The sequence below is a fragment of the Geobacillus sp. DSP4a genome (genome assembly GCF_013096875.1).
GTDB lineage: Bacteria > Bacillota > Bacilli > Bacillales > Anoxybacillaceae > Geobacillus > Geobacillus thermophilus.
Map to the genome: position 1 here is coordinate 1 of NZ_SDLD01000041.1, position 26141 is coordinate 26141.

General features: G+C 51.7%; 24 protein-coding genes and 2 pseudogenes. 24 read left to right on the forward strand and 2 right to left on the reverse strand.

The genetic code is table 11. The annotated features are described in order from the left end of the window. The first annotated feature begins 153 nt into the window (after positions 1–153). The 24 genes and pseudogenes from ETC02_RS13385 to ETC02_RS13500 all read left to right on the forward strand — a co-directional run bounded on the left by ETC02_RS13385 (position 154) and on the right by ETC02_RS13500 (position 24794). Positions 154–609 (forward strand): tripartite tricarboxylate transporter TctB family protein, encoded by a 456-nt coding sequence (locus ETC02_RS13385; protein WP_015375035.1) that lies wholly within the window; start codon positions 154–156, stop codon positions 607–609. A gap of 13 nt (positions 610–622) precedes the next feature. After that, entirely contained in the window at positions 623–2149 is a 1527-nt protein-coding gene (locus ETC02_RS13390) for a tripartite tricarboxylate transporter permease (protein ID WP_171698342.1), read from the forward strand. 75 nt (positions 2150–2224) lie between these two features. Further along, positions 2225–3835 (forward strand): ATP-binding protein, encoded by a 1611-nt coding sequence (locus tag ETC02_RS13395; protein WP_168368606.1) that lies wholly within the window; start codon positions 2225–2227, stop codon positions 3833–3835. Positions 3836–3848: 13 nt separating this feature from the next. After that, a complete protein-coding gene (locus ETC02_RS13400; RefSeq protein ID WP_171698343.1) occupies positions 3849–4541 on the forward strand; it encodes a response regulator in 693 nt (230 codons plus the stop codon). Between the two features lie 193 nt (positions 4542–4734). Beyond that, positions 4735–5670, forward strand: coding sequence for an AEC family transporter (locus tag ETC02_RS13405; protein WP_171698344.1), 936 nt, complete (start codon positions 4735–4737; stop codon positions 5668–5670). A 586-nt stretch (positions 5671–6256) separates the two neighbouring features. Continuing rightward, a complete protein-coding gene (locus tag ETC02_RS13410) occupies positions 6257–7159 on the forward strand; it encodes an Rpn family recombination-promoting nuclease/putative transposase (RefSeq protein ID WP_171698345.1) in 903 nt (300 codons plus the stop codon). A 939-nt stretch (positions 7160–8098) separates the two neighbouring features. Continuing rightward, on the forward strand, positions 8099–9115 hold the full coding sequence (locus tag ETC02_RS13415; RefSeq protein ID WP_171698346.1) for a LacI family DNA-binding transcriptional regulator: 1017 nt from the start codon (positions 8099–8101) through the stop codon (positions 9113–9115). A gap of 17 nt (positions 9116–9132) precedes the next feature. After that, positions 9133–10704, forward strand: a complete 1572-nt coding sequence (gene gntK / locus ETC02_RS13420) for a gluconokinase (protein WP_171698347.1) — start codon at positions 9133–9135, stop codon at positions 10702–10704. Positions 10705–10818: 114 nt separating this feature from the next. Then, entirely contained in the window at positions 10819–12168 is a 1350-nt protein-coding gene (locus ETC02_RS13425) for a GntP family permease (RefSeq protein WP_171698348.1), read from the forward strand. Positions 12169–12285: 117 nt separating this feature from the next. Beyond that, the gene (locus ETC02_RS13430) at positions 12286–13683 is read left to right on the forward strand and encodes a methyl-accepting chemotaxis protein (protein WP_171698349.1); all 1398 of its coding nucleotides are present in this window, start codon (positions 12286–12288) and stop codon (positions 13681–13683) included. A gap of 289 nt (positions 13684–13972) precedes the next feature. Beyond that, positions 13973–14443: a transporter substrate-binding protein gene (locus ETC02_RS13435; protein WP_371810209.1), complete on the forward strand. Its 471-nt coding sequence runs from the start codon at positions 13973–13975 to the stop codon at positions 14441–14443. A 380-nt stretch (positions 14444–14823) separates the two neighbouring features. Beyond that, a pseudogene (locus tag ETC02_RS13440) lies at positions 14824–15630 on the forward strand (transporter substrate-binding protein); the annotation flags it as partial. A 61-nt stretch (positions 15631–15691) separates the two neighbouring features. Then, positions 15692–16585: an urea ABC transporter permease subunit UrtB gene (gene urtB, locus ETC02_RS13445; protein WP_033011713.1), complete on the forward strand. Its 894-nt coding sequence runs from the start codon at positions 15692–15694 to the stop codon at positions 16583–16585. A gap of 11 nt (positions 16586–16596) precedes the next feature. Continuing rightward, positions 16597–17655: an urea ABC transporter permease subunit UrtC gene (gene urtC, locus ETC02_RS13450; protein ID WP_033011724.1), complete on the forward strand. Its 1059-nt coding sequence runs from the start codon at positions 16597–16599 to the stop codon at positions 17653–17655. Then, positions 17630–18394, forward strand: a complete 765-nt coding sequence (gene urtD / locus ETC02_RS13455) for an urea ABC transporter ATP-binding protein UrtD (protein ID WP_044743604.1) — start codon at positions 17630–17632, stop codon at positions 18392–18394. Before urtC ends, urtD begins: the two co-directional genes overlap by 26 nt. Next, positions 18373–19074 (forward strand): urea ABC transporter ATP-binding subunit UrtE, encoded by a 702-nt coding sequence (gene urtE, locus ETC02_RS13460; protein ID WP_044743605.1) that lies wholly within the window; start codon positions 18373–18375, stop codon positions 19072–19074. Before urtD ends, urtE begins: the two co-directional genes overlap by 22 nt. Before the next feature lie 82 nt (positions 19075–19156). Next, a complete protein-coding gene (gene ureA, locus ETC02_RS13465; RefSeq protein WP_020755308.1) occupies positions 19157–19462 on the forward strand; it encodes an urease subunit gamma in 306 nt (101 codons plus the stop codon). 43 nt (positions 19463–19505) lie between these two features. Next, positions 19506–19841, forward strand: a complete 336-nt coding sequence (locus ETC02_RS13470; protein ID WP_044743606.1) for an urease subunit beta — start codon at positions 19506–19508, stop codon at positions 19839–19841. After that, positions 19838–21547 (forward strand): urease subunit alpha, encoded by a 1710-nt coding sequence (ureC, locus tag ETC02_RS13475; RefSeq protein WP_050367340.1) that lies wholly within the window; start codon positions 19838–19840, stop codon positions 21545–21547. The genes ETC02_RS13470 and ureC overlap by 4 nt, the downstream gene beginning before the upstream one ends. 10 nt (positions 21548–21557) lie before the next feature. Further along, positions 21558–22004, forward strand: coding sequence for an urease accessory protein UreE (ureE, locus tag ETC02_RS13480; protein WP_050367339.1), 447 nt, complete (start codon positions 21558–21560; stop codon positions 22002–22004). Continuing rightward, positions 21997–22674 (forward strand): urease accessory protein UreF, encoded by a 678-nt coding sequence (locus ETC02_RS13485; protein WP_050367338.1) that lies wholly within the window; start codon positions 21997–21999, stop codon positions 22672–22674. The genes ureE and ETC02_RS13485 overlap by 8 nt, the downstream gene beginning before the upstream one ends. Before the next feature lie 49 nt (positions 22675–22723). Further along, complete coding sequence (gene ureG / locus ETC02_RS13490; protein WP_011231413.1) at positions 22724–23338, forward strand: urease accessory protein UreG; 615 nt, start codon at positions 22724–22726, stop codon at positions 23336–23338. Next, positions 23335–24150: an urease accessory protein UreD gene (locus tag ETC02_RS13495; protein ID WP_011231412.1), complete on the forward strand. Its 816-nt coding sequence runs from the start codon at positions 23335–23337 to the stop codon at positions 24148–24150. The genes ureG and ETC02_RS13495 overlap by 4 nt, the downstream gene beginning before the upstream one ends. Before the next feature lie 20 nt (positions 24151–24170). After that, positions 24171–24794: an urease accessory protein UreH gene (locus ETC02_RS13500; protein ID WP_050367337.1), complete on the forward strand. Its 624-nt coding sequence runs from the start codon at positions 24171–24173 to the stop codon at positions 24792–24794. A 110-nt stretch (positions 24795–24904) separates the two neighbouring features. Here the strand turns inward: ETC02_RS13500 and ETC02_RS13505 are convergent, their stop codons facing one another. Together ETC02_RS13505 and ETC02_RS13510 are read right to left on the reverse strand one after the other, a co-directional pair. Next, positions 24905–25384: a GNAT family N-acetyltransferase gene (locus tag ETC02_RS13505; protein ID WP_050367336.1), complete on the reverse strand. Its 480-nt coding sequence runs from the start codon at positions 25382–25384 to the stop codon at positions 24905–24907. A gap of 328 nt (positions 25385–25712) precedes the next feature. Continuing rightward, positions 25713–26012, reverse strand: a pseudogene (locus ETC02_RS13510) (tetracycline resistance MFS efflux pump); the annotation flags it as partial. Positions 26013–26141 lie beyond the last annotated feature (129 nt).

A 26141-nucleotide genomic window follows, 5' to 3' on the forward strand; every position in this document is an offset into this window, starting at 1 on the left:
TCGCCCTTCTTTCGGTGGTAGTGGTTTTGGTGACTCTATTCTACCAGAAAAAAGGGCGATTCTTCTATATTTGAGGCAAAAAAGTGGGGGCTGATCCCAAAACGCATTCGCGTTTTGGGTCAGCCCCTTTTTCCAAAAGCGGGAGGGAAAGCGATGAACAAAACGGCTGACCGGATCGCGGCGGTGGCGTTTTTGGCTGTGGGCGCTTTGTTTATGGTGGAAAGTTTGCGCATATCGAAAAGCGCCTACGGCAGCGCTGTCGGGCCGAATGTGTTTCCGTTTTTGCTTGGACTTGTATTGGTTTTATTAAGCATAAAACTGCTGTTTGAGACAAGAAATTATTCAGGCGCAACAGGGGAGAAACTGCCGCGGCAATATAAAAAGTTTCTTGTCATTTTCATCGCCGCCATTTTCTATGCGGCGTTGCTTGAAACGGTTGGATATGTGATCACGACATTTCTCTTTCTTGTCATCGGCTTTCAAACGATGGAAAAAGGGGCGCTATGGAAGTCGATCGCCATTGCGGCTGGCTTTTCGCTTGGCGTATATGGCCTTTATGTGAAGCTGCTGCAAGGAACATTGCCAAGCTGGCCGATTTGGTTCCAATGAAGGGAGGGGCATCATGAGCACACTATCGTTTTTGCTTGACGGATTTCAGACAGCGCTTCAGCCGCATAACTTGCTGTTTGCGTTTATCGGGGTGTTGATCGGCACGGCGGTCGGCGTGCTTCCTGGGATCGGACCGATGAGCGGGGTGGCGCTGCTCATTCCGGTGACGGCGTCGATGACATCGGGTTTGAGTCCCGAGCAGGCGGCCGCCAGTTCGATCATTTTGTTGGCCGGCGTCTATTACGGGGCGATGTACGGCGGGTCGACGACGTCAATTTTGTTAAACACGCCCGGGGAATCATCGTCTGTTGTCACGACGCTGGACGGCTACCAAATGGCGCGGCAAGGCCGGGCCGGGGCGGCGCTGGCGATTGCGGCGATCGGCTCGTTTGTGGCGGGGATTGTGTCGCTCATCGGCCTTGTATTATTAGCGGAGCCGCTGTCCAATGTCGCCTTGAAGTTCGGTCCGGCTGAATATTTTTCGCTCATGCTGCTCGGGTTGGCGGCGGTGAGCGGACTGGCTGGCAAATCGATGACGAAAGCATGGATCATGACAGTGTTCGGCTTGTTGCTTTCCACGATCGGGCTGGACAATGTCTCTGGCGTCGCACGCTTCACGTACAATATTTCCTATTTGTATGGGGGGCTGGAGTTTTTAACCGTAGCGGTCGGGCTGTTTGCGTTGGGGGAAGTATTCAAGTCGATTCTCCACAACGAAATGAACAGCGGGGAAATTGCGAAAATTGGCCGCGTGTTGCCGACGAAAGCGGACTTGAAAGAAAGTGCCGGCCCGATTGCCCGCGGGTCGCTGCTCGGATTTTTCATCGGCGTGCTGCCGGGAGCCGGAGCGACGTTGGCCTCATTTTTCTCTTATATTCTTGAAAAGAAAATCAGCAAACATCCAGAAAAATTCGGCCAAGGGACGATCGCCGGCGTCGCGGCGCCCGAGTCGGCGAACAACGGTGCGTCTGGAGGCGCGATGATTCCGCTGTTGACGCTCGGGATTCCGGGGTCCGGGACGACGGCCATTTTGATGGGAGCGCTCATTATGTACAACGTCCAGCCAGGTCCGCTGTTGTTTGATGAACATCCGGCTGTTGCCTGGGGATTGATTGCGAGCATGTTTATCGGAAATGTGATGTTGTTAATTCTCAACATGCCGCTTGTGAAACTATTTGCGAAAATCATCCAAACACCGACGAAGTATTTGTTGCCGCTCATTATCGCCATCTCTGTATTCGGCGTGTATGCGGTGCAAGTGACGACGTTTGATGTGTTTCTGTTGTTGGCATTTGGCTTGCTCGGCTATTGGCTCGCGGAACACGATTACCCGCTCGCGCCGCTTGTGCTGGGGCTTGTGCTGGGGCCAATGATTGAAAACAACATGCGCCGGGCGTTGACGGCATCCAACGGGGACTATCTCGTGTTCGTTGAAAAGCCGATTTCGCTCGTCTTGTTGGTCATCGCCTTATTGTGGATTGCCGTGCCGTTTTTCATGAAATTACGAGGAAAAACCGTCATTGTCAATGAAGATATGTAATAATAGAAAGAAAGGCTTTCTTCCTTTAGTGGAGGATGGTCTTTCTTTTCATTTTTCCGTTTGGAGGACAGCACGATGAAACTGCAAACACGGTTGATGATGATCATTTGTTCGCTGCTTTTGTTTGTCATCGTGTTTCTTACGTTTTTATTCCAACATATGTTCGCGGAGACTATCAAACAACAAATCGGCATGCGGGCGCTGAACGTGGCGGAAACCGTCGCGTCCACCCCGCTTGTGCGCGAGGCGTTCCGCGACCCCGATCCGTCCGTGCGCTTGCAGCCGTTTGCCGAATATATTCGCCGAAAGACAGGGGCGGAATACGTCGTCATCGGCAACCGCCAAGGAATCCGCTATGCTCACCCGCTGCCGGACCGGATCGGCAAACCGATGGTCGGGGGCGACAACGGTGAGGTGCTCAAAGGCAAGGCCATTATTTCGGAGGCGGTCGGTTCACTCGGTCCGGCAATCCGCGGAAAAGCGCCGGTTTTGGATGAAAACGGACAGGTGATCGGCATTGTTTCGGTCGGTTTTTTGCTGGAAGATATTCAGCGCACGGTGTGGTCGTATAGTATAAAGATTTTTCTGTTCTCCGTTCTTGCTCTCTTTCTTGGAGCGGTGGGCGCCGTGGCGATCGCCAGGGCGGTGAAAAAATCGATTCATGGCCTTGAACCGGAAGAAATCGGTTTGCTCTACCAAGAAAAGCAGGCGATTTTAGAGGCAATTCGCGAAGGAATGGTGGCCATCAATCAAGAGGGAACGATTACAATGGTCAACCAAACGGCGCTGAAGCTGCTTGGGTATGAGAACGAACGCGATGTGTTGGGAATGCCGATCTTGCAGCTTATTCCCCACTCGAGGCTGCCTGAAGTCATTCGGACGGGGCAGGCAGAATTTGACGATGAAATGGTGTTAGGGGAAGAAACCGTCATTGCCAACCGCATTCCGATCAAAGACAAGCAAGGGCGTGTGATCGGAGCGGTATCGACGTTTCGAAACAAATCGGAATTGTATCGCTTGACCAAAGAGTTATCGCAGCTTCGCAGTTATGCCGATGCCTTGCGCGCGCAAACGCACGAATTTTCCAACAAGCTGTATTTGATCTCTGGCCTGATTCAACTGGAATCGTATGAGGAAGCGCTTGAACTGATCGCAAAAGAGACCGACTTGCAACAAAACATCGTCCGGTTTGTCATGAAAGAAATTCCGGATCCGATCATCGGCGGTCTGCTGATCGGCAAGTTCAATCGCGCCAACGAGCTGAAAATTGTGTTTGAGATCGATCGGGAAAGCAGTTTCCGTGATGTGCCGCCATGGATGGACCGGGACCATCTAATAACCATTATTGGAAATGTAGTAGATAACGCCATGGAAGCTGTTCTCCATAACGGAAAGGAAGAGAAACGGGTGGCCGTTTTTTTGACTGACCTTGGCGATGATTTAATTATTGAGGTTGAGGATAACGGATTAGGCATTGACCCAGCTGTAGCGGAACGGATCTACGAGCGCGGCTTTTCAACGAAGGCTGCCGGAGGGCGGGGGTATGGGCTTGATCTAGTGAACCGGGCGTTGACAATGCTCGGGGGGCAAATGACGTATCGATCTGAGCAAGGAGCAGGCACGGTATTTACCATCATGATCCCAAAGCGGCCAGCCCATGTCGGGCGGCAGGACCGCCAAGGCTAGAAGGAGGGAACCGATGTTGCCGATTCGTGTACTGATTATTGAAGACGACCGCCGCATCGCTGAAATTAATCGGCGCTTTGTCGAGAAAGTGAATGGGTATGAAGTGGTCGGCATTGCCACGAACGCCGAAGAGGCAAGGGAATTGACAGAGGTGCTGCAACCCGACGTGTTGTTGCTTGATGTCTATTTTCCGGATATGAACGGCCTCTCTTTTTTAAAATGGGTTCGGGAACGCTTTTCCAATATCGATATTATTATGATCACCGCAGCACGAGAAGTGGATGCCTTGAAACAAGCGCTGCATGGCGGAGTGTTTGATTACATTATCAAGCCGATTATGTTTGACCGATTCGCCGACACATTGCATCGATATAAAGAGTACTATGACAAAATGCAGCGGTGGGTGAAAGAGAAAGAGTGGATTGGCCAAGAAGAGGTTGATGCCTTAATGGGAAGAGAAGTGTCCGTTAAGGAACAGCCTATGTTGCCTAAAGGCATTCAGCCGTTGACCTTAGAAAAAGTGTTGGGGGTTGTGAGACAGTGCGCAGAAGGCATCACCGCTGAAGAAGTGGGGCGGCAAATCGGAACCAGCCGGACGACGGCCCGCCGTTACTTGGAGTATCTCGTCTCCGTCGGCCAGGTGACGGCCGATATTGCCTATGGATCCGTTGGGCGGCCGGAACGAGTTTACAAGAAGAAAATGTAGGTATAGAAGGCCGGTGATTTCGTGAAAAATCACAGAAAATGGACTTTTTTCAAATAGAGAAGTCTTGCAAAATCAACGCTTCTCTTTCGGCCGAAAACAATGGATTCAGCGAAATCAGTTGTTTTTCACCAGCCTTATAGATTTTCAAAAATGAAACATCCATTATATGGAGAAAGAAAGAGAGGAGAGCGTCTTGGCTGTTTTTAGCGGCATTTTATTGCAAGTGATGGTTCCGATGTTATTGATTGTCGGCTTGGGGGCAGGGCTTCACCGCTTCTTTCATCTTGACCTCAATACGTTATCCAAATTGAACATGTACGTCCTGTTGCCGGCAGTCGCATTCATCAACGTGTACGACAGTGAGTTGAATGGAAAGGTGTTGGCGGCCATCTTAGCATTTCTCTTGTTGCAAAACAGCGGACTGATCGTTTTGAGTATGATGATGGCCAAGTTGTTCAAATTAGAACGGAGTTTGTCAGCCGTATTTCAAAACACCATTGTGTTGAACAACTCAGGTAATTTCGGCATCCCGGTCAGTCAGCTTGTATTTCATCAACATCCGCTCGGGGCGACGATTCAAATTATGGTGACGATCTTTCAAAATTTCTTGACGAATACATATGGGGTATATCAGTTCGTATCCGGGAATGGAAAAAGGGAGAAATGGACTGCGGAGATATGGAAAAATCCCGTCCTTCACGCGCTGTTGCTTGGCGTGGTCTGCCGATGGCTCCACGTCCCGATCCCATCATTTTTATGGACGCCGCTTCAGCGGGTCGCCGATGCGTTTTTAGCCATCGCCCTCTTTACGTTGGGAGCGCAAATCGCCTACGCTCGGTTTACTGCCTTGCCGCCGCTTGTGTATGTGAGTGTGTTCGGGCGCTTGATATTGTCGCCGCTGTTGGCTGCGTCTTTGATCTTTCTATTAGGAATGGATGGCGTGACGGCTCAGGCATTGCTCATTGCCAGTTCGTATCCATGTTCACGCAATACGGCGCTGTATGCGCTCGAGTATGACTGCCACCCCGATTACGCCGCCCAGGCAGTGCTGGTGTCGACCTTGTTGAGCGCCATTACCGTGACAGGCACAGTATATGCGGCCCGTCTGCTGTTTCCGATTGGCGGATGAAAACGGGGGCAAGTTGTCGTCGACCTCCAATCGTGCAAAAATCCCGGGGGATCGACGACAATGTTTTTTTGCGTCAAAATCCTACAAACAACACGGCTAAACGGTATTGACAGAATTTTTGAAACGTGATATTCTGAAAACAGCTCAGAGAGAAAAAGCTTGATTTGATGCGTATGGTTTGGGTTTTTATCGTACCTATGAGGGATTGAAACCTCCTTTACCTTTACGATTTCAGATTGAATAGTTTCGTTTTTATCGTACCTATGAGGGATTGAAACCAAATTTCTCCGCGTAGCTGATTGTTTTCTTCTGTGTTTTTATCGTACCTATGAGGGATTGAAACACTTGAGCGTACAGATAGCCGTCCTCGTGCAAGTTGTCTGTTTTTATCGTACCCATGAGGAACTGAAACTGTCTCCTGCCACAGCTGAACCACCGCTGAGTTCAGCTTGTTTTACCGCTCGACATAGGAAAAGGACAAATGCGAAATGGCACATGCCAAAAAAACGCGGGGGGAAACAAGAAGGAATTCGGCCGCGAAGGGCGAATACAGTACGGTGAATCCGACATTGCAGGGAGGGAAAACGTGGCGAAGAAGCGAATTGACCATGACCGGTTGTTCAAAGAGCTGCTGTCGACATTTTTTGAGGAGTTTTTGCTTCTTTTCTTTCCCGACGTGTACGAGTACATTGACGTTCACCATCTCTCTTTCCTCTCCGAGGAACTGTTCACCGATGTGATGGCCGGAGAGAAGCACCGCGTCGACTTGTTGGTCGAAACAAAGGTGAAAGGGGAAGACGGGCTCGTCATTGTCCATGTCGAGCATCAAAGCTACACCCAGCGGACCTTCCCCGAGCGAATGTTCCTCTACTTCAGCCGCTTGTTTCAAAAATACCGCCGCCGCATTCTCCCGATCGCCATCTTCAGCTATGACGAACAATACGACGAACCTTCCTCATTGGTCATGCAGTTTCCGTTTTTGACCGTTCTTGACTTCCGCTTTTTGACGGTGGAGCTATGCAAACTGCCGTGGCGCGCGTACATCCGCCATGCCAACCCTGTCGCCGCTGCCTTGCTAAGCAAAATGGGGTATAATGAAGATGAGAAAGTCGACGTGAAAAAGGAATTTTTGCGCATGCTCGTCCGCCTTGAGCTGGATGAAGCGAAACAGCGGCTGTTGTTCGGTTTTTTCGAGACGTATTTGCGGTTATCCGAAGAGGAGGAAATCCAACTGCGACACGAGGTGAGCCAAATGGAGACGAAGGAAGCAAAGCGTGTGATGGAACTCATCGTCTCATACGAACAGCGGGGGATGGAAAAGGGAATCCAACAAGGAATCGAACAGGGGATGAAGCAAGGACGCCAACAAGGGATCGAGGAAGGGAAGCTCGACGTGGTGAAGAGAATGCTGGCGAAAGGGTACGATGTCGACACGATTCACGAACTGACTGGGCTGCCGGTCGAGACGATTGAAAAGGTGAGGCAGTAAGTCGGATGCCCCCTGGCTAGAGCGAACGTCGCCGCCCGCAATGGCGTCAAATCCCTCATAAAGGGCGGCGGCCGTCTTGTTAGAGCCTTCGGACGTTTCGTTCCCAGGGGAGGTTTTTGGAAACGCCGTGTTTTGGGAACTTTTTCGATTTATGAACGGCGTTTTTCTTTTATGATCAGTCTTCTAATTTTTTACCGTTTTCTCACGAATTTAACTTCCCTCCGAAAGAAGTCTCCTACTTCTAAACGTGAAGGTGCGCCAGCACCAGTGAAAGTGGGAGATGAATTTCGGTTGGCGTTAGCCAACGAATAGGATAGAATATGGCTAGAACGGACACCTTCGGAACGAAGGGAAGCGTAAAGGGTTCTTGTGTGTGGCTTACCGTTCAGCGAACACACACAAGTCGCTTGAAGCCCCCACCTCTAAGCGAAGCGTAGGTGGTGGGTAGTTCACAAACCATAAAAACAGCTAAAATAACGACACCTATAAAAAGGTAGCCTAAAATAGACGTCATGGTAGTCAGCATGTCCCATTCTCCTTTTTGTTAATTGGTATCGGTATACAATTGTGCTTGTGAAGCTCTAATAAACTCATTATGTTCTTCTGCGGCTTTCACAGATGTTTCAGAAACGCCAAACGATAATGTAGAAAATACTAAAACAAACGACAGGTAAAAATAGGTATTTGTTCATAAAAATGAATCAATGCATTGCTTAGTGCAAAATGAAAGTACAATCTATGAAGCCGTTTGGCGCGATCCATTCGGGCGGAATGACATCACTCGATCGGCAAGCTGTCACGGCCGTATACTATTCATTGATTTTTAGATTTCAAACAAAAACTATTGTAAACCGCTTTCACTTGGTTTATAATAAAGCTAAACCGGTTTATGAAAACGCTTTTGAACTAAATCGATTTAGTGCGAGAGAGGGATCCCTTTTGAAAAAAGTAACGATGGCCGATGTCGCGAAATTGGCCAACGTTTCGAAAAGCACCGTGTCGCAATACTTAAATAAGCGCTATGAATATATGAGCGAGGAGACGAGAAAACGCATCGCCGAGGCGATTGAAGAGCTTGGGTATCAGCCGAACATCATCGCCCGCAGTTTGAAGCAAAAGACGACAGCGACCATTGGCGTGATTGTTTTTAATATGCTTCATATGATGACAACGCAAGTGCTGCACGCCATTGAAGAGGAATGCCAAAAGCGCGGGTTTCAAGTCATTGTCTGCAATTCCGGCGATGATCCGGATAAGGAAAAAACATATGTTGATACGCTGCTGGCGAAGCAAGTGGACGGGCTGATCGTGTTTCCGACAGGAAAGAACGAGGACGTCTACCGCCGTCTTGTCGAGGAACGGTTTCCACTTGTGTTTGTCGACCGGATGGTGCCGGGAGTGGAGGCGGACAGCGTGCTGCTTGATAATGCAGGTGCAGCGGAAATGGCGGTTCAGTATTTCGCTTCCCAGGGCCGCGATCGGATTGCGATTGTCACTCCGCCGCTTGTCTCTTACAACGTGCCGCGGATGGAGCGGTTGGAAGGGTTTCGGGCAGCTATGCGCAAAAGAGGGCTGGACGTTGAAGATGGGAACATTATCGCCGCTGATCCGGACGCGCTGCCGGAAGTGTTGAAACAGCGATTTGCCGAACCGAAGCGGCCCAATGCCTTGTTTGCGATCAACGACTTGACGTTGATGGGGGTTTTGCGGTTTGTGAAAGACGCAGGGGTTCGTGTGCCGGATGAGGTGGCGATCATCAACATCGATGATGTGCCGTTTGCCGATATTTATACGCCGGCGCTGACAACCATCGCCCAGCCGACGTTTGCGATGGGGAAAAAAGCAGCCGAGCGCGTGTTTGAACAAATGAAAGCGAAAAAAGCCGACGGTCCGCGCGTATTTCGTTTCTCCCCGGTATTGATGGAACGGACATCGATCAAACGGGAGAAGGCATGAGGAAGGGAGGAGAAACGATGGCGATTCACGGGGACGTCGTCATTGGGATTGATATTGGAACGACAAGTACGAAAGCGGTCGTGTTTGACGGGCGGGGGAAGGTGCTGGCTTCTCACGCCGTCGACTATCCGATCATCCAGCCGCATCCGGGGTTTGCCGAGCAGGATCCCGATGAACTGTTCGCGGCGGTCGTTCAAGCGGTCGGGGCGGTGACGATCCGCCACGGCATCCGCCCAGAACAGGTGAAAGCGATGGGTTTGAGTGCGGCGATGCACTCGATTATGGCGCTTGACGAGTCGGGGCGGCCGCTTACCCGCCTCCTCATCTGGGCGGACAACCGAAGCGTGGCTCAAACGGAGCGGCTGTGGAAAGAGCAAAACGGGCTTGCCATTTACCGGCGGACGGGGACGCCGATCCATCCGATGTCGCCGCTATCGAAATTGCTTTGGCTCAAGGAAGAGCAGCCGGACGTATTTCAGCAAGCACGGCGGTTTGTGTCGGTGAAAGATTACGTGTTGCACCGTCTGTATGGCGACTATGTCGCTGACCATTCCATGGCATCGGCGACGGGTTTATTCCGATTGGACACGCTCGATTGGGACGAGGAGGCGCTCGCCCTTGTCGGCATCCGCCGCGACCAGCTGCCGCGGCTCGTTCCCGCCACTCATGTCATGACCGGGATGAAAAGAGAATGGGCGGAAAAAATGGGAGTCGCTTCGGATGTGCCTGTTGTCGTCGGAGCAAGCGACGGCGTGCTCGCCAACGTCGGCGTCGGGGCGGTGCTCCCAGGTGAAGCGGCCATCACGATCGGGACGAGCGGGGCGGTGCGGACGATCGCGACAAAACCGACAACCGACGAAAAAGGGCGGACGTTTTGTTATGCGTTGACGCCTGGCTATTGGGTCGTTGGCGGGCCGACGAACAACGGCGGCATCTTGCTTCGCTGGCTGCGCGACGAGTTCGGCGCCCACGAGCGGGAAGTGGCGAAAAAGCTCGGCATCGATCCGTATGAGTTGTTGACGAAATACGCGGAACGCGTCCCGCCTGGATCCGAGGGGCTGGTGTTTTTGCCGTTTTTGTCGGGTGAGCGGGCGCCGTACTGGAATGCGAACGCGCGTGGGACGTTTTTTGGCCTTGGCCTTCATCATAAGCGCGAGCATTTCATCCGCGCTGTCATGGAAGGCGTCTGCTTCAGCATTCTCTCGGTCGCTTTAGCCATTCGCGATGTCACGGGGCCGATGTCGGAAATCCGTGTCTCGGGCGGATTCGCCAAGTCGCCGTTTTGGCGGCAAATGCTTTCTGATATGCTCGGCAAACCGCTCATCGTGCCGCAGACGCACGAGGCGTCGGCGCTGGGGGCGGCTGCGGTGGCGCTTTACGCGTTAGGCGAGCTGCCGTCGCTGGAAACGGTGAAAACGTGGATCGACACAACGGCCCGCCATGAGCCGAAGGAAGAACATACGCTCCTTTACGCTGAACTGTTTGATTTGTATGCCCGCTTGTATGAGCGATTGAAAGAGGAATTTGACATCATCGCTGCGTTTCAGCGGCGGAGTGGGGAAAAGAGGTCGGAAACGAAATCGGTGTAGCCTTATAATGGGGGCGACTAAATCGATTTATCCCCCCTCTTTTTCTCCGAAAGCTTGAAACCGCTTGCTTTGTATACTAAATCGATTTATCTCAAAGCTAAGGAGGAGTGCATGATGGGAATTGCCATTGTTGTGGCCGCTATTATTGTCTTGTTATTGCTCATTACGGCGGCGAAAATGCATCCGTTTGTCGCCCTTATTTTAGTGTCCGTCGGCGTCGGGCTGGCGATGGGCATGCCGCTTATCGCGCCGTCGCCGGAAACGCCGGGCATCATTGACTCGATCAAGGCGGGGCTTGGCAACACGCTCGGCTTTTTGGCGATCGTCTTGGCGCTCGGGACGATGCTTGGCAAAATGATGGCCGAATCAGGCGGCGCCGAGCGCATTGCGAAAACGTTGATCGACCGCTTTGGCCAAAAACGCGTCCATTGGGCGATGATGGTCGTCGCCTTTTTAGTCGGCATTCCGGTCTTTTTCCAAGTCGGGTTTGTCTTGCTTATTCCGCTCGTCTTTACGATCGCGATGGAAACGGGCATTTCACTGGTCACGATCGGCATTCCGCTTGTCGCTGGTTTGTCTGTCGTGCATGGGCTTGTCCCGCCGCACCCAGCCGCGATGGCGGCAGTCGGCATTTTTAAGGCGGATGTCGGAAAAACGATTCTTTACTCGATCATCGTCGGCTTGCCGACCGCCATTATTGCCGGTCCGCTGTATGGCAAATGGATCGGTTCGCGCCTGCACAAAACAGTGCCGGCGGAGATTGCCGAACAGCTTGTGCAGCATAAAGAAGCACGTGAGCTTCCTGGCTTTGGCAATACGCTGTTCACAATTTTGCTTCCGGTCATTTTGATGTTGATTACCTCTGTGGCAAACGTGACGCTTGATCAAAAGTCAGAAGCGGCGAAAGTGTTGCGCTTTATCGGCGACCCGATTGTTGCGCTCTTGATCGCGACGGTTTATTCGTTCTTCAGCTTAGGCTACGCCCGCGGCTTCAACCGCGACGCTGTCTTGAAATTTGCCAACGACTGCCTCGGCCCGGTCGCGAACATCCTGCTTGTCATCGGGGCGGGCGGCGCATTCAACAAAGTGCTGCTTGATTCCGGCATCGGCGAACAAATCGCGGAAGTGGCGAAACACTCGCACTTCTCTCCGCTCCTGTTAGGCTGGGGCATTGCGGCGCTCATTCGCGTAGCGACGGGATCGGCGACCGTCTCGATGATGACCGCTGCCGGCATCGTTGCTCCCATCGCGGCTACCATGCCGGGAACGAATATGGAACTGCTTGTCTTGGCGACCGGCGCGGGTTCGTTGATCTTGTCGCACGTCAATGACTCCGGCTTCTGGATGATCAAGGAGTATTTCGGCATGACGGTGAAAGAAACGCTCATGACATGGACAGTCATGGAAACGATTATTTCGGTGGTGGCGTTTGTCTTCATTTTGTTATTGAATATGGTTCTCTAGCCTTTTCCAGGCAAGACGCTCGTTTTTAGAAGAACGGGTGTCTTATTTTTATATGTCCTTTTGTTATATTTTATATTATAATTATGTAATAAAAAATGACATAAGGAGTGACGCCTGTTGATTTTTGCGAGACGTGCGGAACGAAAAATAAAGCGCGGACTGGATCAGCCTCGACGTGAGGAAACGCAGGGAGGACCGCAACAAATTGCAAGGCAAATTGTTGTGGCGGTTGATCAGCTCAAAGCAGCGATGGAACAGATGAAGATGGCGGCACTTTCGCTGAATGACATTTCCGATTCAAGCCGGAATAGTGCGGCAGAGCTGATGGACCATAGCGAGAAAACGGTGGAGTATACGGAAAAAGTGGCGAACAAAATGCGAACAATCGAGGAGGCGGCTAGGGAAATCGCTGCATCTTCGCGTGATATGTATGCGAGCAGCCAGCAGTTTTCCGAACATTGGCTGCATTCATGGAATTCATTGGAGACGTTGCAAAAAGAAATTCGAACACTGCGCTCCCACCATGAAACGTTATTGGAACAAATGGACCATCTCGTTCATCATTCGCGACGAATCAATGAAATTATATCAGCGATCGGCGAGATTTCGCAGAAAACGAAAATTTTGTCGCTCAATGCCAATATTGAGGCGGCTCGTGCGGGAGAACATGGGCGCGGGTTTGCGGTCGTCGCGCGGGAAATCGGCATGTTGGCGAATCAAACGTCGGAAGCTGTCCAGCAAACACAGGATATTTTGTCCCTTATTCAACGCGAAATCGCAGCGACAACCGATATCGTTCACGAAGAAACAAAGCAAATCGATGTCGAAGAGAAAGAAATGGAAGCGATTATGTCGTTCCTTCATTTGCTGCAGCGACAGCTGAATGATATGACGGACCTCGTCTCCTTTTCTGTTCGGTCAGCGTCTGGGCAGTCGGACAGCGTGAAAGAAATCGCCGTTCTCCTAGAAGAAATCGTGCAATTGAGCCGGGAAAATCAACGGTTTGTCGAGCGAGTGATGGCGGATATGAACGAACAGCATGAAAGCGTCGAACAGATTTTACGCATTAATGAAGCGCTGCAAAAGACAGCGGAGGAGCTGCAGCAAACGGTCGGACGTGATTGGATGAGAGAAACGATTTCTGTCGATGATGCGGTCGTGAAAAACACGATTCAGAAACTATCGGCTTTGCTTCAGTCAGCTCCGTTGGAACAAATGGATGAGGCCATGCATCAACGCGTGCTGGATCGATTTTTATCTGAGAATGGAGAGATTGAGGCTGTCTGGTCGAATCGTCTTGATGGGGCGTTTGTCTATTCGAATCCGCCGGCGGGCTTGGTCAACGCCAAAGTCCGGTCGTGGTTTCAGGAAGCTTGTAGAGGAACAGTGTATGTTTCCGATCCGTATGTATCGGCATTGACGAAACATCTTTGCGTCACGGTGTCCGCTCCCATTAGGGATCATAACGGTCAAATTGTCGGGGTCATTGGAGTGGATTTGTCGCTTGTGAAATGAACGCTGCCCCAAAAAGGTGCATGTGTGCCTTTTTGGGGCATGTTTTGTTTTTCGACCTGGCTGATTGGTCGAAAGATGATTGATAATAAATATAACAAAAATATGTAATAAAATATGACAAATATGTTGAGTCCGTGAAACGTGGGCCTTATACTGCTAATCAAGAACAAATCCTCAACGTGGAGAACATGCATCGCTTTTGAGGAACAAGGGAGGGATGCGCTCTTTTAGATGAACGAGGGGCAGGAATTCATCGATGTTTCAAATGAATAGGGGGAAGGGTGTGCGAATGAAACCAGCATTCATGTGGAAATTATGGCTGCTTTTATGCGTCAGTGTTTTTGCTCTTGGGGGATGTGCGGCGTCATCAGCAGTGGATCAAGCCAAAAACGAGAATCAAAATGATTCATCTTCGGCTGGCAAAGAAGGGGATGTGGTCAAAGTAGGAATCCTGCACTCGTTAAGCGGAACGATGGCCATCAGTGAAGTGTCGCTGCGCGATGCCGAGTTAATGGCCATTGAGGAAATCAATGCATCGGGCGGGCTGCTCAGCAAGAAGATTGAACCGGTTGTGGAAGATGGAGCGTCCGACTGGCCGACATTTGCCGAAAAGGCGAAAAAATTGCTGCAAAAAGATCAAGTGGCCGCCATTTTCGGCGGTTGGACATCGGCGAGCCGCAAGGCGATGCTTCCGGTTGTGGAGCAAAACAACGGGCTGCTTTGGTATCCGGTGCAATGTCAACTACCCCCACTTAGCTAACGCTTGAAGTGGGGGCTTGCAACTCCCCAGAAGTACAAGCGGACTTCGTCCTCCTTCCTTGACTTGGGGTTGCATCAGGGCAGGTTGACAACTACCCAACGACGCAGGTCATGCCTGCATCGTTACCGATTCTCTCGGTGTGTCTGTTGGCAGTACTTGGCTTCCACACACAACAGACGGATCTACGCTCGATGTTTTACGGTTACAACGTTTCCTGTAACCAACTCCATACATCGAGTAGCAGTTATTGGAGTGCCTTTATTAAACGGTTTTCTCCACGCCTTTATTATATCATACACAAAAGAAAAGGGGAACGCGCATTCCTCTCCCACTTACTCCCTTTGGTCGTTGAAGTGGGAGTCTCCTGCGCGAAATAGGATGAAGGGATGGAGTCGTCTCCGAACATCTTTTACACTGGGGCGACGACGAATCAACAAATCGTTCCAGCGGTCAGCTGGCTCCTGAAAAACCGCGGCAAGACGTTTTTCTTGCTTGGATCGGATTACGTCTTTCCGCGGACAGCGAACAAAATCATCAAGGCCCAGTTGAAGGCCGAAGGTGGGCAAGTGGTCGGGGAAGAATATACGCCGCTCGGCCATACCGATTATAGCACCATTATCAGCAAAATCAAACAAGTGAAACCGGCTGTCGTCTTCAATACGCTCAACGGCGATAGCAATGTCGCCTTTTTCAAACAGTTGAAAGACGCTGGCATCACACCGAAAGACGTGACGGTGATGTCCGTCAGTATCGCGGAAGAAGAAATACGCGGGATCGGGCCGGATGTGTTGGCCGGTCATTTGGCTGTGTGGAACTATTTTCAGACGACCGATACACCGGAGAATAAGGCATTTGTACAAAAGTATAAAGAAAAGTATGGACAAGACCGCGTGACGGCTGACCCGATTGAAGCGGCGTATACTGCGGTTCATTTATGGGCCGAAGCAGTGAAAAAAGCCGGTTCCTTTGATGTGGATCAAGTGAAAAAAGCGGCGGCCGGCCTTGAATACAAGGCGCCGGAAGGAACAGTGAAAATTGACGGGGAAACGCAGCATTTATGGAAAACGGTGCGCATTGGCGAAATCCAAGCGGACGGACAATTCAAAGAGTTATGGAATTCCGGCCAGCCGGTGAAGCCGGATCCGTATTTAAAGAGCTACCCATGGGCGAAAGGATTAAGTGAATAGTTGCATGGGGAGGAAGGCATGTCCTTCCTTCTTGCCCAGCGGACATGAGAGGGGGACGGCGATGTTTATTGACCAATTATTCAACGGGCTGAGCGTCGGTTCGATTTTGCTTTTGATCGCCATTGGGTTGGCGATCACCTTTGGATTGATGGGCGTCATCAATATGGCGCACGGTGAACTGATGATGGTCGGAGCGTACACAACCTACGTCATTCAACAAATCTTTGCCCATCATGCGCCGCAATCAGCGGGGATGTACTTTGTCATTGCCATTCCGTCGTCGTTTCTCATCGCTGCCTTGCTTGGGTGGGGGTTGGAAAAAAGCTTGATCCGCCATTTGTACCACCGCCCGCTGGACAGTTTGTTGGCGACATGGGGGATCAGTTTGATTTTGCAACAGACGGCCCGCCTCATCTTTGGGGCGCCCAACGTGGCGGTTGTGCCGCCAAGCTGGCTGGATGGTGGAATCCGCTTGTTTGGGGCGGTGTTTCCGTATAAACGGTTGTTTATTCTCTGTCTTGTATTGGCGATCGTGTTCTTTCTTTATATGTATTTAACGAGAACAAGAGCTGGCCGACGCATTCAGGCTGTCACCATGAACCGGCCGATGGCGGCCTGTCTCGGCATTGCCACGCAGAAAGTTGATGCATACTCGTTTGCGATCGGTTCAGGATTGGCGGGGGTGGCGGGATGCGCGTTGACCTTGCTTGGGCCGATCGGGCCGACGATCGGCACGTACTATATTGTCGATGCATTTATGGTCGTCATTTTAGGAGGAGTGGGAAAACTGGCCGGGACGCTGCTGGGGGCATTTGGCATTGGTTTGATTTCGACGTTCGTCGAATATTCCACAAGCGCCACCATCGCCAAAGTCATTGTGTTCGTTCTCATTATTGCGTTCTTGCAATGGAAACCGTCCGGTCTTCTTAGCTTGAGGACGCGGTCGCTCGATTGAGGGGAGGAAGCATCGTGAACAAACGTTGGGGATACTGGCTGTTTTTCGTTGCTTTGTTTTTGGCGCCATTTTATTTAACGGAGTTTCGCCTGTCTTTGCTTGGCAAATTTCTTTGCTTTGCCATCGTGGCGGTCGGCATTTCTCTCATTTGGGGCTATACCGGCATTTTGAGCCTCGGCCATGGGGTGTACTTCGGGTTAGGCGCTTATTGCATGGCGATGTATTTGAAGCTCGAAGCTTCGCGAGGGCATTTGCCTGATTTTATGGAATGGAGCGGCGTGCGCGAACTGCCGTGGTTTTGGAAGCCGTTTGCGCATCCTGTCGTGGCCGTCATAGCAGCGATCGTCTTGCCTACATTGCTGGCTGCCCTATTAAGCTATTTAACGTTTAAAAATCGGATTAAAGGTGTCTATTTTTCTCTCCTTTCCCAGGCGGTTGTTGTCGTGTTTGTTACGCTGTTTATCGGCAAGCAAGAATGGACGGGTGGAACGAACGGCTTGACCAATTTTTCGACCGTGTTCGGCTTTTCGTTATCATCGCCGCTTACGCAAATTGTGTTGTATTGGCTGACAGCAGCTGTTCTTGCCCTCATTTTCGTTATGACGCGCCGTCTAACGACTGGTCGGCTAGGAAAAGTGCTCATTGCCATTCGCGACGCGGAAAACCGGGTTCGTTTTTTAGGATTCAATCCGACCGTCTATAAAGTGTTTGTGTATAGTTTGTCAGCCGCCTTTGCCGGAGTGGCAGGCGCATTGTTTGTCCTGCAAGTCGGGCTCATTTCCCCGGAGATGATGGGGATTATTCCTTCAATCGAAATGGTGCTGTGGGCTGCTGTCGGCGGACGCCACTCGCTCATGGGCGCGATTATGGGCGCGATCGTCATGAACACGGCGAAAAGCTTTTTAAGCGAAAATTATCCAGATCTATGGCTGCTTTTGTTAGGCGCCTTGTTTGTCGTTGTTGTGCTGTTTGTTCCGAAGGGATTGGCGGGCATTTATGAATCGCTCGCTGCCGTTCGCATCAAAGCAAAAAGGGGGCATGAACGTGAAGCCCGTGTTGATGTGTCGTGACGTCGTCGTTGACTTCGATGGATTTCGTGCTTTGCAAGGTGTTGATCTCGCGGTTTACCCTCATGAAGTGCGGTTTTTGATCGGCCCGAACGGAGCGGGGAAAACGACGCTGCTCGATGTCATTTGCGGACGGACGAGAGCGACGGACGGGCGGGTGCTGTTTTTTTTCCATGACATCACGCAACGGCCGGAATATGAGATCGTGCAAATAGGCATCGCCCGGAAGTTTCAAAGCCCTTCCATTTTTCCGTTTTTGACGGTATGGGAAAATATGGAGTTGGCCATGCGACAAGATCGGCGTCTGCGTTCCGTTTTGCGGGCGAAGTTGACTGGAGAAGAGAAAGAAATGATGGCAGCACAGCTAGAGAAAATTGGATTGCTCGATGAACGTCATCGCTTAGCGGGCACCCTGTCTCATGGCCAAAAGCAGTGGTTGGAAATCGGCATGCAGCTCATTCAGCGTCCGCAGCTCCTCCTATTGGATGAGCCGATCGCCGGCATGAGTGCGGCGGAGCGGGAGCGCACGGGGGAATGGCTCCATGAAATGGCCGAACATTGTGCGGTCATTATTGTCGAGCATGATATGGACTTTGTCCGCCGCTATTCCAAACAAGTGACAGTCATGCATGAAGGAAAAGTATTGTGCGAAGGATCGATGGATGAAGTGCAGCAAAACGAACAAGTGATCGATGTGTACCTTGGAAGGGGGAAAAACGCGTGCTGCGCCTCCGGGATGTAACGGCTGGCTATGACGGAAGTGTGGTGCTCGATCAAGTTCGCATGGACATTCCTCTCAGCCGGGTGACGGCGGTGTTGGGCAGAAACGGAGTCGGCAAAACGACGTTGATGAAAACGATCATCGGGTTGATTCGCCCGATGTCAGGCGTGATCGAATGGGAAGGAGAAGATATCACGCGATGGCCGCCGGAGCGTCGGGCGCGGGCAGGGATCGGCTATGTGCCGCAAGGGAGGGAAATTTTTTCGGCGTTGACGGTGGAGGAAAATATTCTTCTCGGGCTGGAAGCGCAGGCCGAGAACGTCCGTCCTCAGCCGATCCTTGAGGAAATGTATGCATTATTTCCAGTCCTAAAAGAGATGCGCCAGCGAAAAGGAGGGGATTTAAGCGGCGGACAGCAGCAACAGCTGGCCATTGCCCGCGCGTTGGCCGGCCGGCCGAAACTGCTCTTGCTTGATGAACCGATGGAAGGCATTCAGCCATCGATCGTTGAGTTGATTCATGATGCGATTATGAAAATTGCCAAAGAAAAGCAGGTTGGCATCATATTGGTCGAACATAACGTGGAGCTGGCGTTTTCTTGTGCCGATCGTTTCTATATTTTGGATCGCGGCGCTGTCGTGGCGAAAGGGGATGTCGATGGGGCTGATTTGACTTATATTCAATCGTTTCTTGCTGTTTAAGCAGCAGACAGCGGTGTTAGCGAATGAGAGATTTTTTGAACCTGCGAGTATAGGCGGGAGCATTCAAGAGGGGGAGAGATGAGTGAAACTGACTCCGCGTGAACAGGAAAAGCTGCTGATCGTCGTTGCCGCTGATTTGGCGCGCCGCCGGAAAGAGCGGGGCTTGAAGCTAAATTATCCGGAAGCGGTGGCGCTCATTACGTATGAACTGATGGAAGGCGCCCGCGACGGGCGGACGGTGGCGGAGTTGATGCAATACGGCGCGACGATTTTGACACGCGATGATGTGATGGAAGGCGTCGCTGACATGATCGACGAGATTCAAGTCGAGGCGACGTTTCCGGACGGCACGAAACTCGTCACGGTCCACCAGCCGATCCGGTCGTAACGGCGCTGGACGATTTCATGACTGCGGACAGAGGAGTGATGATATGATCCCAGGAGAATACCGATTGCGTGAGGAACCGATTGTGTGCAACCGGCAAAAGCCGGTTACGAAGCTGACGGTCATAAACCGCGGCGACCGCCCGGTGCAGGTCGGTTCCCATTTTCACTTTTTTGAAGTCAATTCGTTTCTCGAATTTGACCGACAGGCCGCATACGGAAAACATTTGAACATTCCAGCCGGGACAGCGGTCCGTTTTGAGCCCGGAGATGCGAAGCAAGTAGAGCTTGTTCCGTTCTCCGGCGAGCGCCGGGTGTACGGATTAAACAATATGGTCAACGGTCCGCTTGATGACAACGGGAAGGAGGGAGCAAGAGAATGAGTTTTTCCATGTCAAGACGGCAATACGCGGATATGTTTGGACCGACGACCGGGGACTGCATCCGGTTGGCGGACACAGACTTATGGATTGAAATTGAGCATGACTATACCGTTTACGGCGATGAAGTGAAATTCGGCGGCGGGAAGGTGATTCGCGACGGGATGGGGCAGCATCCGCTCGCTGTCCGCGACGAAGCGGTCGATTTAGTGTTGACGAACGCCGTCATCGTTGATTACACCGGCATTTACAAAGCCGATATCGGGGTCAAAGATGGAAACATCGCCGCCATCGGAAAGGCGGGGAATCCGCTGTTAATGGACGGCGTCAATATTGTCATCGGCGCCTCAACGGAAGTGATCGCGGCCGAAGGGAAAATCGTGACCGCTGGAGGAGTGGATGCCCACATCCATTTCATTTGCCCGCAGCAAATCGAAACCGCCCTGTCATCCGGCATTACGACGATGATTGGCGGCGGGACCGGACCGGCGACCGGAACGAATGCCACGACGTGCACGCCGGGAGAGTGGAACATTTACCGGATGCTTGAAGCCGCCGAAGCGTTCCCGATGAATCTTGGGTTTTTAGGAAAAGGCAACGCATCGGCGAAAGAGCCGATCGCGGAGCAAGTGCGCGCCGGAGCGGTGGGACTCAAGCTTCATGAAGACTGGGGAACGACGGCGGCAGCGATTGATGCGTGCTTGCGAGTGGCGGATGAGTACGATGTGCAAGTCGCCATTCATACTGATACGTTGAATGAAGGCGGGTTTGTCGAGCATACACTGAAGGCCATTAACGGACGCGTCATTCATACATACCATACGGAAGGAGCCGGAGGGGGGCATGCGCCCGATATTATGAAAGTCGCCAGCTTCCCGAACATTTTGCCTTCTTCCACGAACCCGACGCGGCCGTATACGAAAAACACGCTCGATGAGCATTTAGATATGTTAATGGTGTGCCATCATTTAGATCCGTCCGTTCCGGAAGACATTGCCTTTGCTGATTCGCGCATCCGCAAAGAAACGATCGCGGCAGAAGACATTTTGCACGACATCGGCGCCTTCAGCATGATCAGTTCCGACTCGCAAGCGATGGGACGGGTCGGGGAAGTCATTTTGCGCACGTGGCAAACGGCCGACAAAATGAAAAAACAGTTTGGCCGCTTGCCGGAGGAAACGGGGCGAGGCGATAATGTCCGCGTCAAACGGTACGTAGCCAAATATACGATCAACCCGGCTATCACTCATGGCGTCGCGGAGTATGTCGGGTCAGTCGAAGTCGGAAAATTCGCGGATTTGGTCGTTTGGCATCCCGCTTTTTTCGGGGTCAAGCCTGAGCTCGTCATCAAAGGCGGGATGATCGCCTACAGCGTGATGGGCGACCCGAACGCCAGCATTCCGACGCCGCAGCCCGCGCTGTACCGCCCGATGTTCGCCAGCTATGGCGCCGCCATCGCGAAAACGTCCATTACGTTTTTGTCCAAAGCGGCGTTCGAACGCGGCGTCCCTGACAAACTGCGATTGCACAAAATCGTCAAACCGGTTGGAAACATTCGTTCGTTAACGAAACACGATATGGTGTTCAACAACGCCATGCCTCAAATCGATGTCGATCCGCAAACGTATGAAGTGAAGGTCGATGGACGGCTCATCACGTGCGAACCGGCTGAAGTTGTGGCCATGGCGCAACGATATTTTCTATTTTGAGGTGATGATGATGATTGTAGAAACGGTTATCGGCAACATTCGAACTCTTTCTTCTCTCCCCCCGCACATCGAACGGGTGTACATGCCAAGCGACGATTTAGTGAAACGAATTCAGCGGGTCGTGACCGACCATGGGAGGGAGATTGGCATTCGCTTGAAAGAAGCGAAAGAATTGGTAGACGGAGATGTGTTATGGATGGATGAGCATAATGCCATTGTCGTATCCGTTCTTCCCGATGATTTGCTTGTCATCCAGCCTGTTTCCATGAAACAAATGGGGGAGATTGCTCATCAGCTCGGCAACCGCCACTTGCCCGCCCAATTCGAGGAAGGGGAAATGCTCGTCCAATACGACTATTTAGTCGAAGAGCTGCTCCAGCAACTTGGCATCCCGTACAAGAGGGAAAAACGGAAAGTAAAACAAGCGTTCCGCCATATCGGGCATCGCCATGACTGACCAACAGTTGTTGTGGCTGCTGCAGCTCTCCGATTCGAATTTTCCGTCTGGAGCATTTTCCCATTCCTTTGGGTTTGAAACATACATGTACAATGAACAAATTTGCGATGCCAAAACGTTTGGCGATGTGCTTGTCGCTTATATTCAGACCCAGCTGACGTATACGGATGGATTGGCGTGCCGGATCGCCTATGAGCAGTTGGAAGTCGATCGTATGGAAGGACTGCGGCGGCTGAACGACACGCTGTTTGCTCTCTGCTTGGCGAAGGAAACGCGAGAAGGAACGAGAATGATCGGGGAGCGCTTATGGAAACTGTGCCGCGACATTTACGGAGTCGATGAATTGGATGAGATCGTGCAAACGAAGCAGTCCATTCATCCGGCCATCGTGTTTGCGGCGGTTGGCCGCAAAATCGGAGCAGCCAAACAAACGACGGTGCTGACGTATTTGTTTGCTTCCGTACAAACGATGGTGCAAAACGCGGTCCGAGGCATTCCCCTCGGCCAAACGGACGGGCAAAAGCTGCTCGTCATGGTGCAGCCATATTTGATTCATGCCGCGAGCATCATCGAGACACTCGATGATGAGGAGCTCGGGGCGGCAGCCGTCGGCTTGGAAATCGCGCAAATGCAGCATGAACGTCTTCCTGTTCGATTGTTTATGTCGTAAATCTTGTTTGACGTGGAACGAAAGAAGGACAGAGAAAGGAGAATCCAGAATGGAACCGGTACGAATCGGCATCGGCGGCCCGGTCGGCGCCGGCAAAACGATGCTTGTCGAGAAGCTGACGCGGGCGATGCATCGCCGCTTTAGCATCGCGGTCATTACGAATGATATTTATACAAAAGAAGATGCCCAATTTTTAATCAAACATAGCGTCTTGCCGGAAGATCGGATTATCGGCGTCGAAACGGGCGGGTGCCCGCATACGGCCATTCGCGAAGACGCATCAATGAATTTTGCGGCCATTGATGAACTGAAACGGCGCCATCCAGATGTGGAACTCATTTTGATCGAGAGCGGCGGCGATAACTTGGCGGCGACCTTCAGCCCGGAGTTGGTCGATTTCTCCATTTATGTCATCGACGTCGCCCAAGGGGAGAAAATTCCGCGCAAAGGCGGACAAGGGATGATTAAGTCGGATTTGCTCGTGATCAACAAAATCGATCTTGCCCCTTACGTCGGCGCCAGTCTGGAAGTGATGGAACGGGACGCCAAAGCAGCGCGAGGGGCGAAGCCGGTCATTTTTACAAATTTAAAAGAAGAGATTGGTCTTTTTGACGTTGTGGATTGGATCGAAAAACAGGTGCTGCTGGCAGGGCTGGAAGAATGAGCTGGACGGGGCGTTTGCGATGTACAGCGGTCGTGAAAAACGGCCGCACCGTCATTTTGGACAACTATAGTGAAGGGGCGCTGAAACTGATGCGTCCTGTTTACCTCGACCCGGCTCATCCGACGTTATATCTTGTCCACGTGGGCGGCGGGTATGTCGATGGGGATTCATATGATATGGAAATCTTCCTCGAGCCCAGCGCCCGGTTGATGGTGACGACCCAGTCGGCGGCGAAAATCTACAAAACTCCTTCAACGCCTGTAAGGCAGTATACACGATTGTCACTTGGGGAGCAAAGCGTACTTGAATATTTCCCCGACCCGACGATCGCCTATGAGCATGCGCGCTTTTATCAAGAAACGACGGTGTACATCACGCCAAGCTCCACGTTCGTTTATGGCGAAATCATCACGCCTGGATGGTCGGAAAGCGGCGAGCTGTTCCGCTATGATTGGATTCGCTCGAAACTGAAGGTGTATCAAGACGAGGCGCTCGTTCTGTTTGATCATCTGTACTTGGACTCGCGGCAGCACTTAACGAGCATGCTGCAGCTTGGCGGCTACACGCATGTCGGATCATTCGTGGCTCTTTCTCCGTTTATCACAAAGGAAGTGTTAGAACAGTTCAACCAATTCATGGAAGAGATGCCGCAAGAGGTTCGCTGCGGTTTTTCAGCGGCGGCCGTTCCAGGCTTTTCTGTACGTATATTGGCGTATGAAACATCGGTCATCGAAGCGATATTCCAACGCGTCCAACAGTTCATTCGCCAACAATGCGGTGAGAAAGCGCCAGTCTGTTGGAGGAAATATTGACAAGGGAAAGGAAGAAGACAATGGGAACGATATGGCCTGTGCTCTTGTTTGGATTGCTGCTTGGAATGAAACATGCGACGGAACCGGATCACGTCATTGCCGTTTCGACCATTGCCAGCCGGACGAAAAAACTGTCCCTTTCATCGCTGGCCGGCATGTTTTGGGGAATTGGCCATACGTTGACGCTGCTTGTCGTCGGGATGGCGATGATCGCCTTTGAGCGGCAAATTCCTGAACAGATTGCTTCTTATCTTGAAATGGGCGTCGGCATCATGATCGTTATTCTAGGAATGGCTAGTTTCCGTTCGACAATGAGGCTGGATCATCATCACCAAGGCGATATTCATCATTTGCATGTGAAATCGACATTGATCGGCATCGTCCACGGTTTAGCCGGCAGCGCCGGAATGGTGTTGTTGACGATGACGACGGTCAAAGGAACTTGGATGGCGCTTGCTTTTATTTTGATTTTTGGCCTAGGAACGGTCATCGGCATGATGCTGTTCACGACGTTTCTCGGGATTCCGTTTGTTTGGATGAAAGCGAAACAGCAAGTCATGAATCAATGGATCGTGAAAACCGTCTCCCTCATCAGCATCGCCTATGGGGTCTATTACATGTATCATATCGCCGCCGAAATTTGACGCTCCTCGCGGCTGGCGTCATAGGTGGAGGGTTGTTCAAAACAAAGAAGCACCGGTCTTGGGAGAAGGCCGGTGCTTCTTTTTCGATGCGGCGTCATCATCACCTCGTGTCACACCAGTGGTTTGACCAGCAACAACTCATCTCGAATAGGAATGCCGTCAGGACTTGTTTTCGGAATGTTTGGCTTGATTTGTCGCGCCTTGTCGACAGCGTTGGGAAAGACGTTCACAATTTGATAGCCGCGCTTTTGATAGAAACGAAGGGCATGCAAGTTGTCGTTGGTAGTGATCAGTTGAACAGCCGTGCACCTTTGTTGTCTCGCCCATGCCTCTGCCTCATGCAAAAGGGCGCTGCCGATGCCGCGGTTTTCCATTATGCTGTCTAGCGAGATGATCTCGCATTCGTTTCCGCGAATCACAAACGTAATGATCCCGACGATCCGAGATCCATTCTCAACAGCCGCAAATCCATCCAGCTCGCTGCAGGTATAGATGCCGGTCGAGACAACCATTTGCGGGCTTCCCCAATGGTCGTTGAAAAATTGGTTGACGATGGTGCGGTCCAACTGTTTGGTTGGAACGATGTTCAAGGCGATCCTTCTCCTTTGTGCAGATGATGATTTTTACCCCAATGTATAAGCCGTTCATTTCCGGGCGTGAGTTTGACACTCCGCACGCCTAAAGGCGTGGGATTCTTGGGTCGTTCGCGTCCTCATCCATTTCTAGTTCGGATAACGCCCAAATTCAGGGGTGTGTCATCACCCCGTCCCATCGGGTTAGGATGTACCCCAATGGGCGGCGCACCTGTGACCAGTGCGCTAGGTTAGACGGGGCTCGCTTTCATCCCACCCCTCAAGGAGCGGGCTTTCTCGCTCGCTGATCTGTAACAGGGGATGTCCACATCCGTCCTCCTCTGTGTCAAAGGGCCGAGTCTTTTTGCATCATCGCGCGTTGGAACGATTGAAAAACGGAAAAGGAAATGAATGTAAGCGCAATTCCTGCCGCATATGGCAAACTGGGCTTTAAGGTGAACAGCCAGCCGGCGATCGCCGGACCGCCAATGCGGCCGAGCGAATCGAACGAGGATAAAACGCCTGTCGCACTTCCTTGGCCATCCGCTGTATGCTTCGTTAACAAGGCGGAGACGCACGGGCGGATGACGCCGTTGCCAATGCCGAAAATCGTTAAATAGAGCGCGGCTGTCCAAAAGCTGTGAACGAGTGAACTACCCCCACTTAATTTTCTAGCGAAAATTTGAAGTGGGGGCTTCCAAAGAAGTTTGACTGCTTCAAGCAATCCTTATTCTTTGAGGCGTGTCCACTTCGCCGCTAGAGCATAAGACACTCA

Excerpts from the sequence above, each read along its gene's own strand:
- ETC02_RS13385 (WP_015375035.1), top strand. The coding sequence starts at position 154 with ATGAACAAAACGGCTGACCGGATCGCGGCGGTGGCGTTTTTGGCTGTG.
- ETC02_RS13390 (WP_171698342.1), top strand. The coding sequence starts at position 623 with ATGAGCACACTATCGTTTTTGCTTGACGGATTTCAGACAGCGCTTCAG.
- ETC02_RS13395 (WP_168368606.1), top strand. The coding sequence starts at position 2,225 with ATGAAACTGCAAACACGGTTGATGATGATCATTTGTTCGCTGCTTTTG.
- ETC02_RS13400 (WP_171698343.1), top strand. The coding sequence starts at position 3,849 with ATGTTGCCGATTCGTGTACTGATTATTGAAGACGACCGCCGCATCGCT.
- gntK (WP_171698347.1), top strand. The coding sequence starts at position 9,133 with ATGGCGATTCACGGGGACGTCGTCATTGGGATTGATATTGGAACGACA.
- ETC02_RS13425 (WP_171698348.1), top strand. The coding sequence starts at position 10,819 with ATGGGAATTGCCATTGTTGTGGCCGCTATTATTGTCTTGTTATTGCTC.
- ETC02_RS13435 (WP_371810209.1), top strand. The coding sequence starts at position 13,973 with ATGAAACCAGCATTCATGTGGAAATTATGGCTGCTTTTATGCGTCAGT.
- urtB (WP_033011713.1), top strand. The coding sequence starts at position 15,692 with ATGTTTATTGACCAATTATTCAACGGGCTGAGCGTCGGTTCGATTTTG.
- ETC02_RS13470 (WP_044743606.1), top strand. The coding sequence starts at position 19,506 with ATGATCCCAGGAGAATACCGATTGCGTGAGGAACCGATTGTGTGCAAC.
- ureC (WP_050367340.1), top strand. The coding sequence starts at position 19,838 with ATGAGTTTTTCCATGTCAAGACGGCAATACGCGGATATGTTTGGACCG.
- ureE (WP_050367339.1), top strand. The coding sequence starts at position 21,558 with ATGATTGTAGAAACGGTTATCGGCAACATTCGAACTCTTTCTTCTCTC.
- ETC02_RS13485 (WP_050367338.1), top strand. The coding sequence starts at position 21,997 with ATGACTGACCAACAGTTGTTGTGGCTGCTGCAGCTCTCCGATTCGAAT.
- ureG (WP_011231413.1), top strand. The coding sequence starts at position 22,724 with ATGGAACCGGTACGAATCGGCATCGGCGGCCCGGTCGGCGCCGGCAAA.
- ETC02_RS13495 (WP_011231412.1), top strand. The coding sequence starts at position 23,335 with ATGAGCTGGACGGGGCGTTTGCGATGTACAGCGGTCGTGAAAAACGGC.
- ETC02_RS13500 (WP_050367337.1), top strand. The coding sequence starts at position 24,171 with ATGGGAACGATATGGCCTGTGCTCTTGTTTGGATTGCTGCTTGGAATG.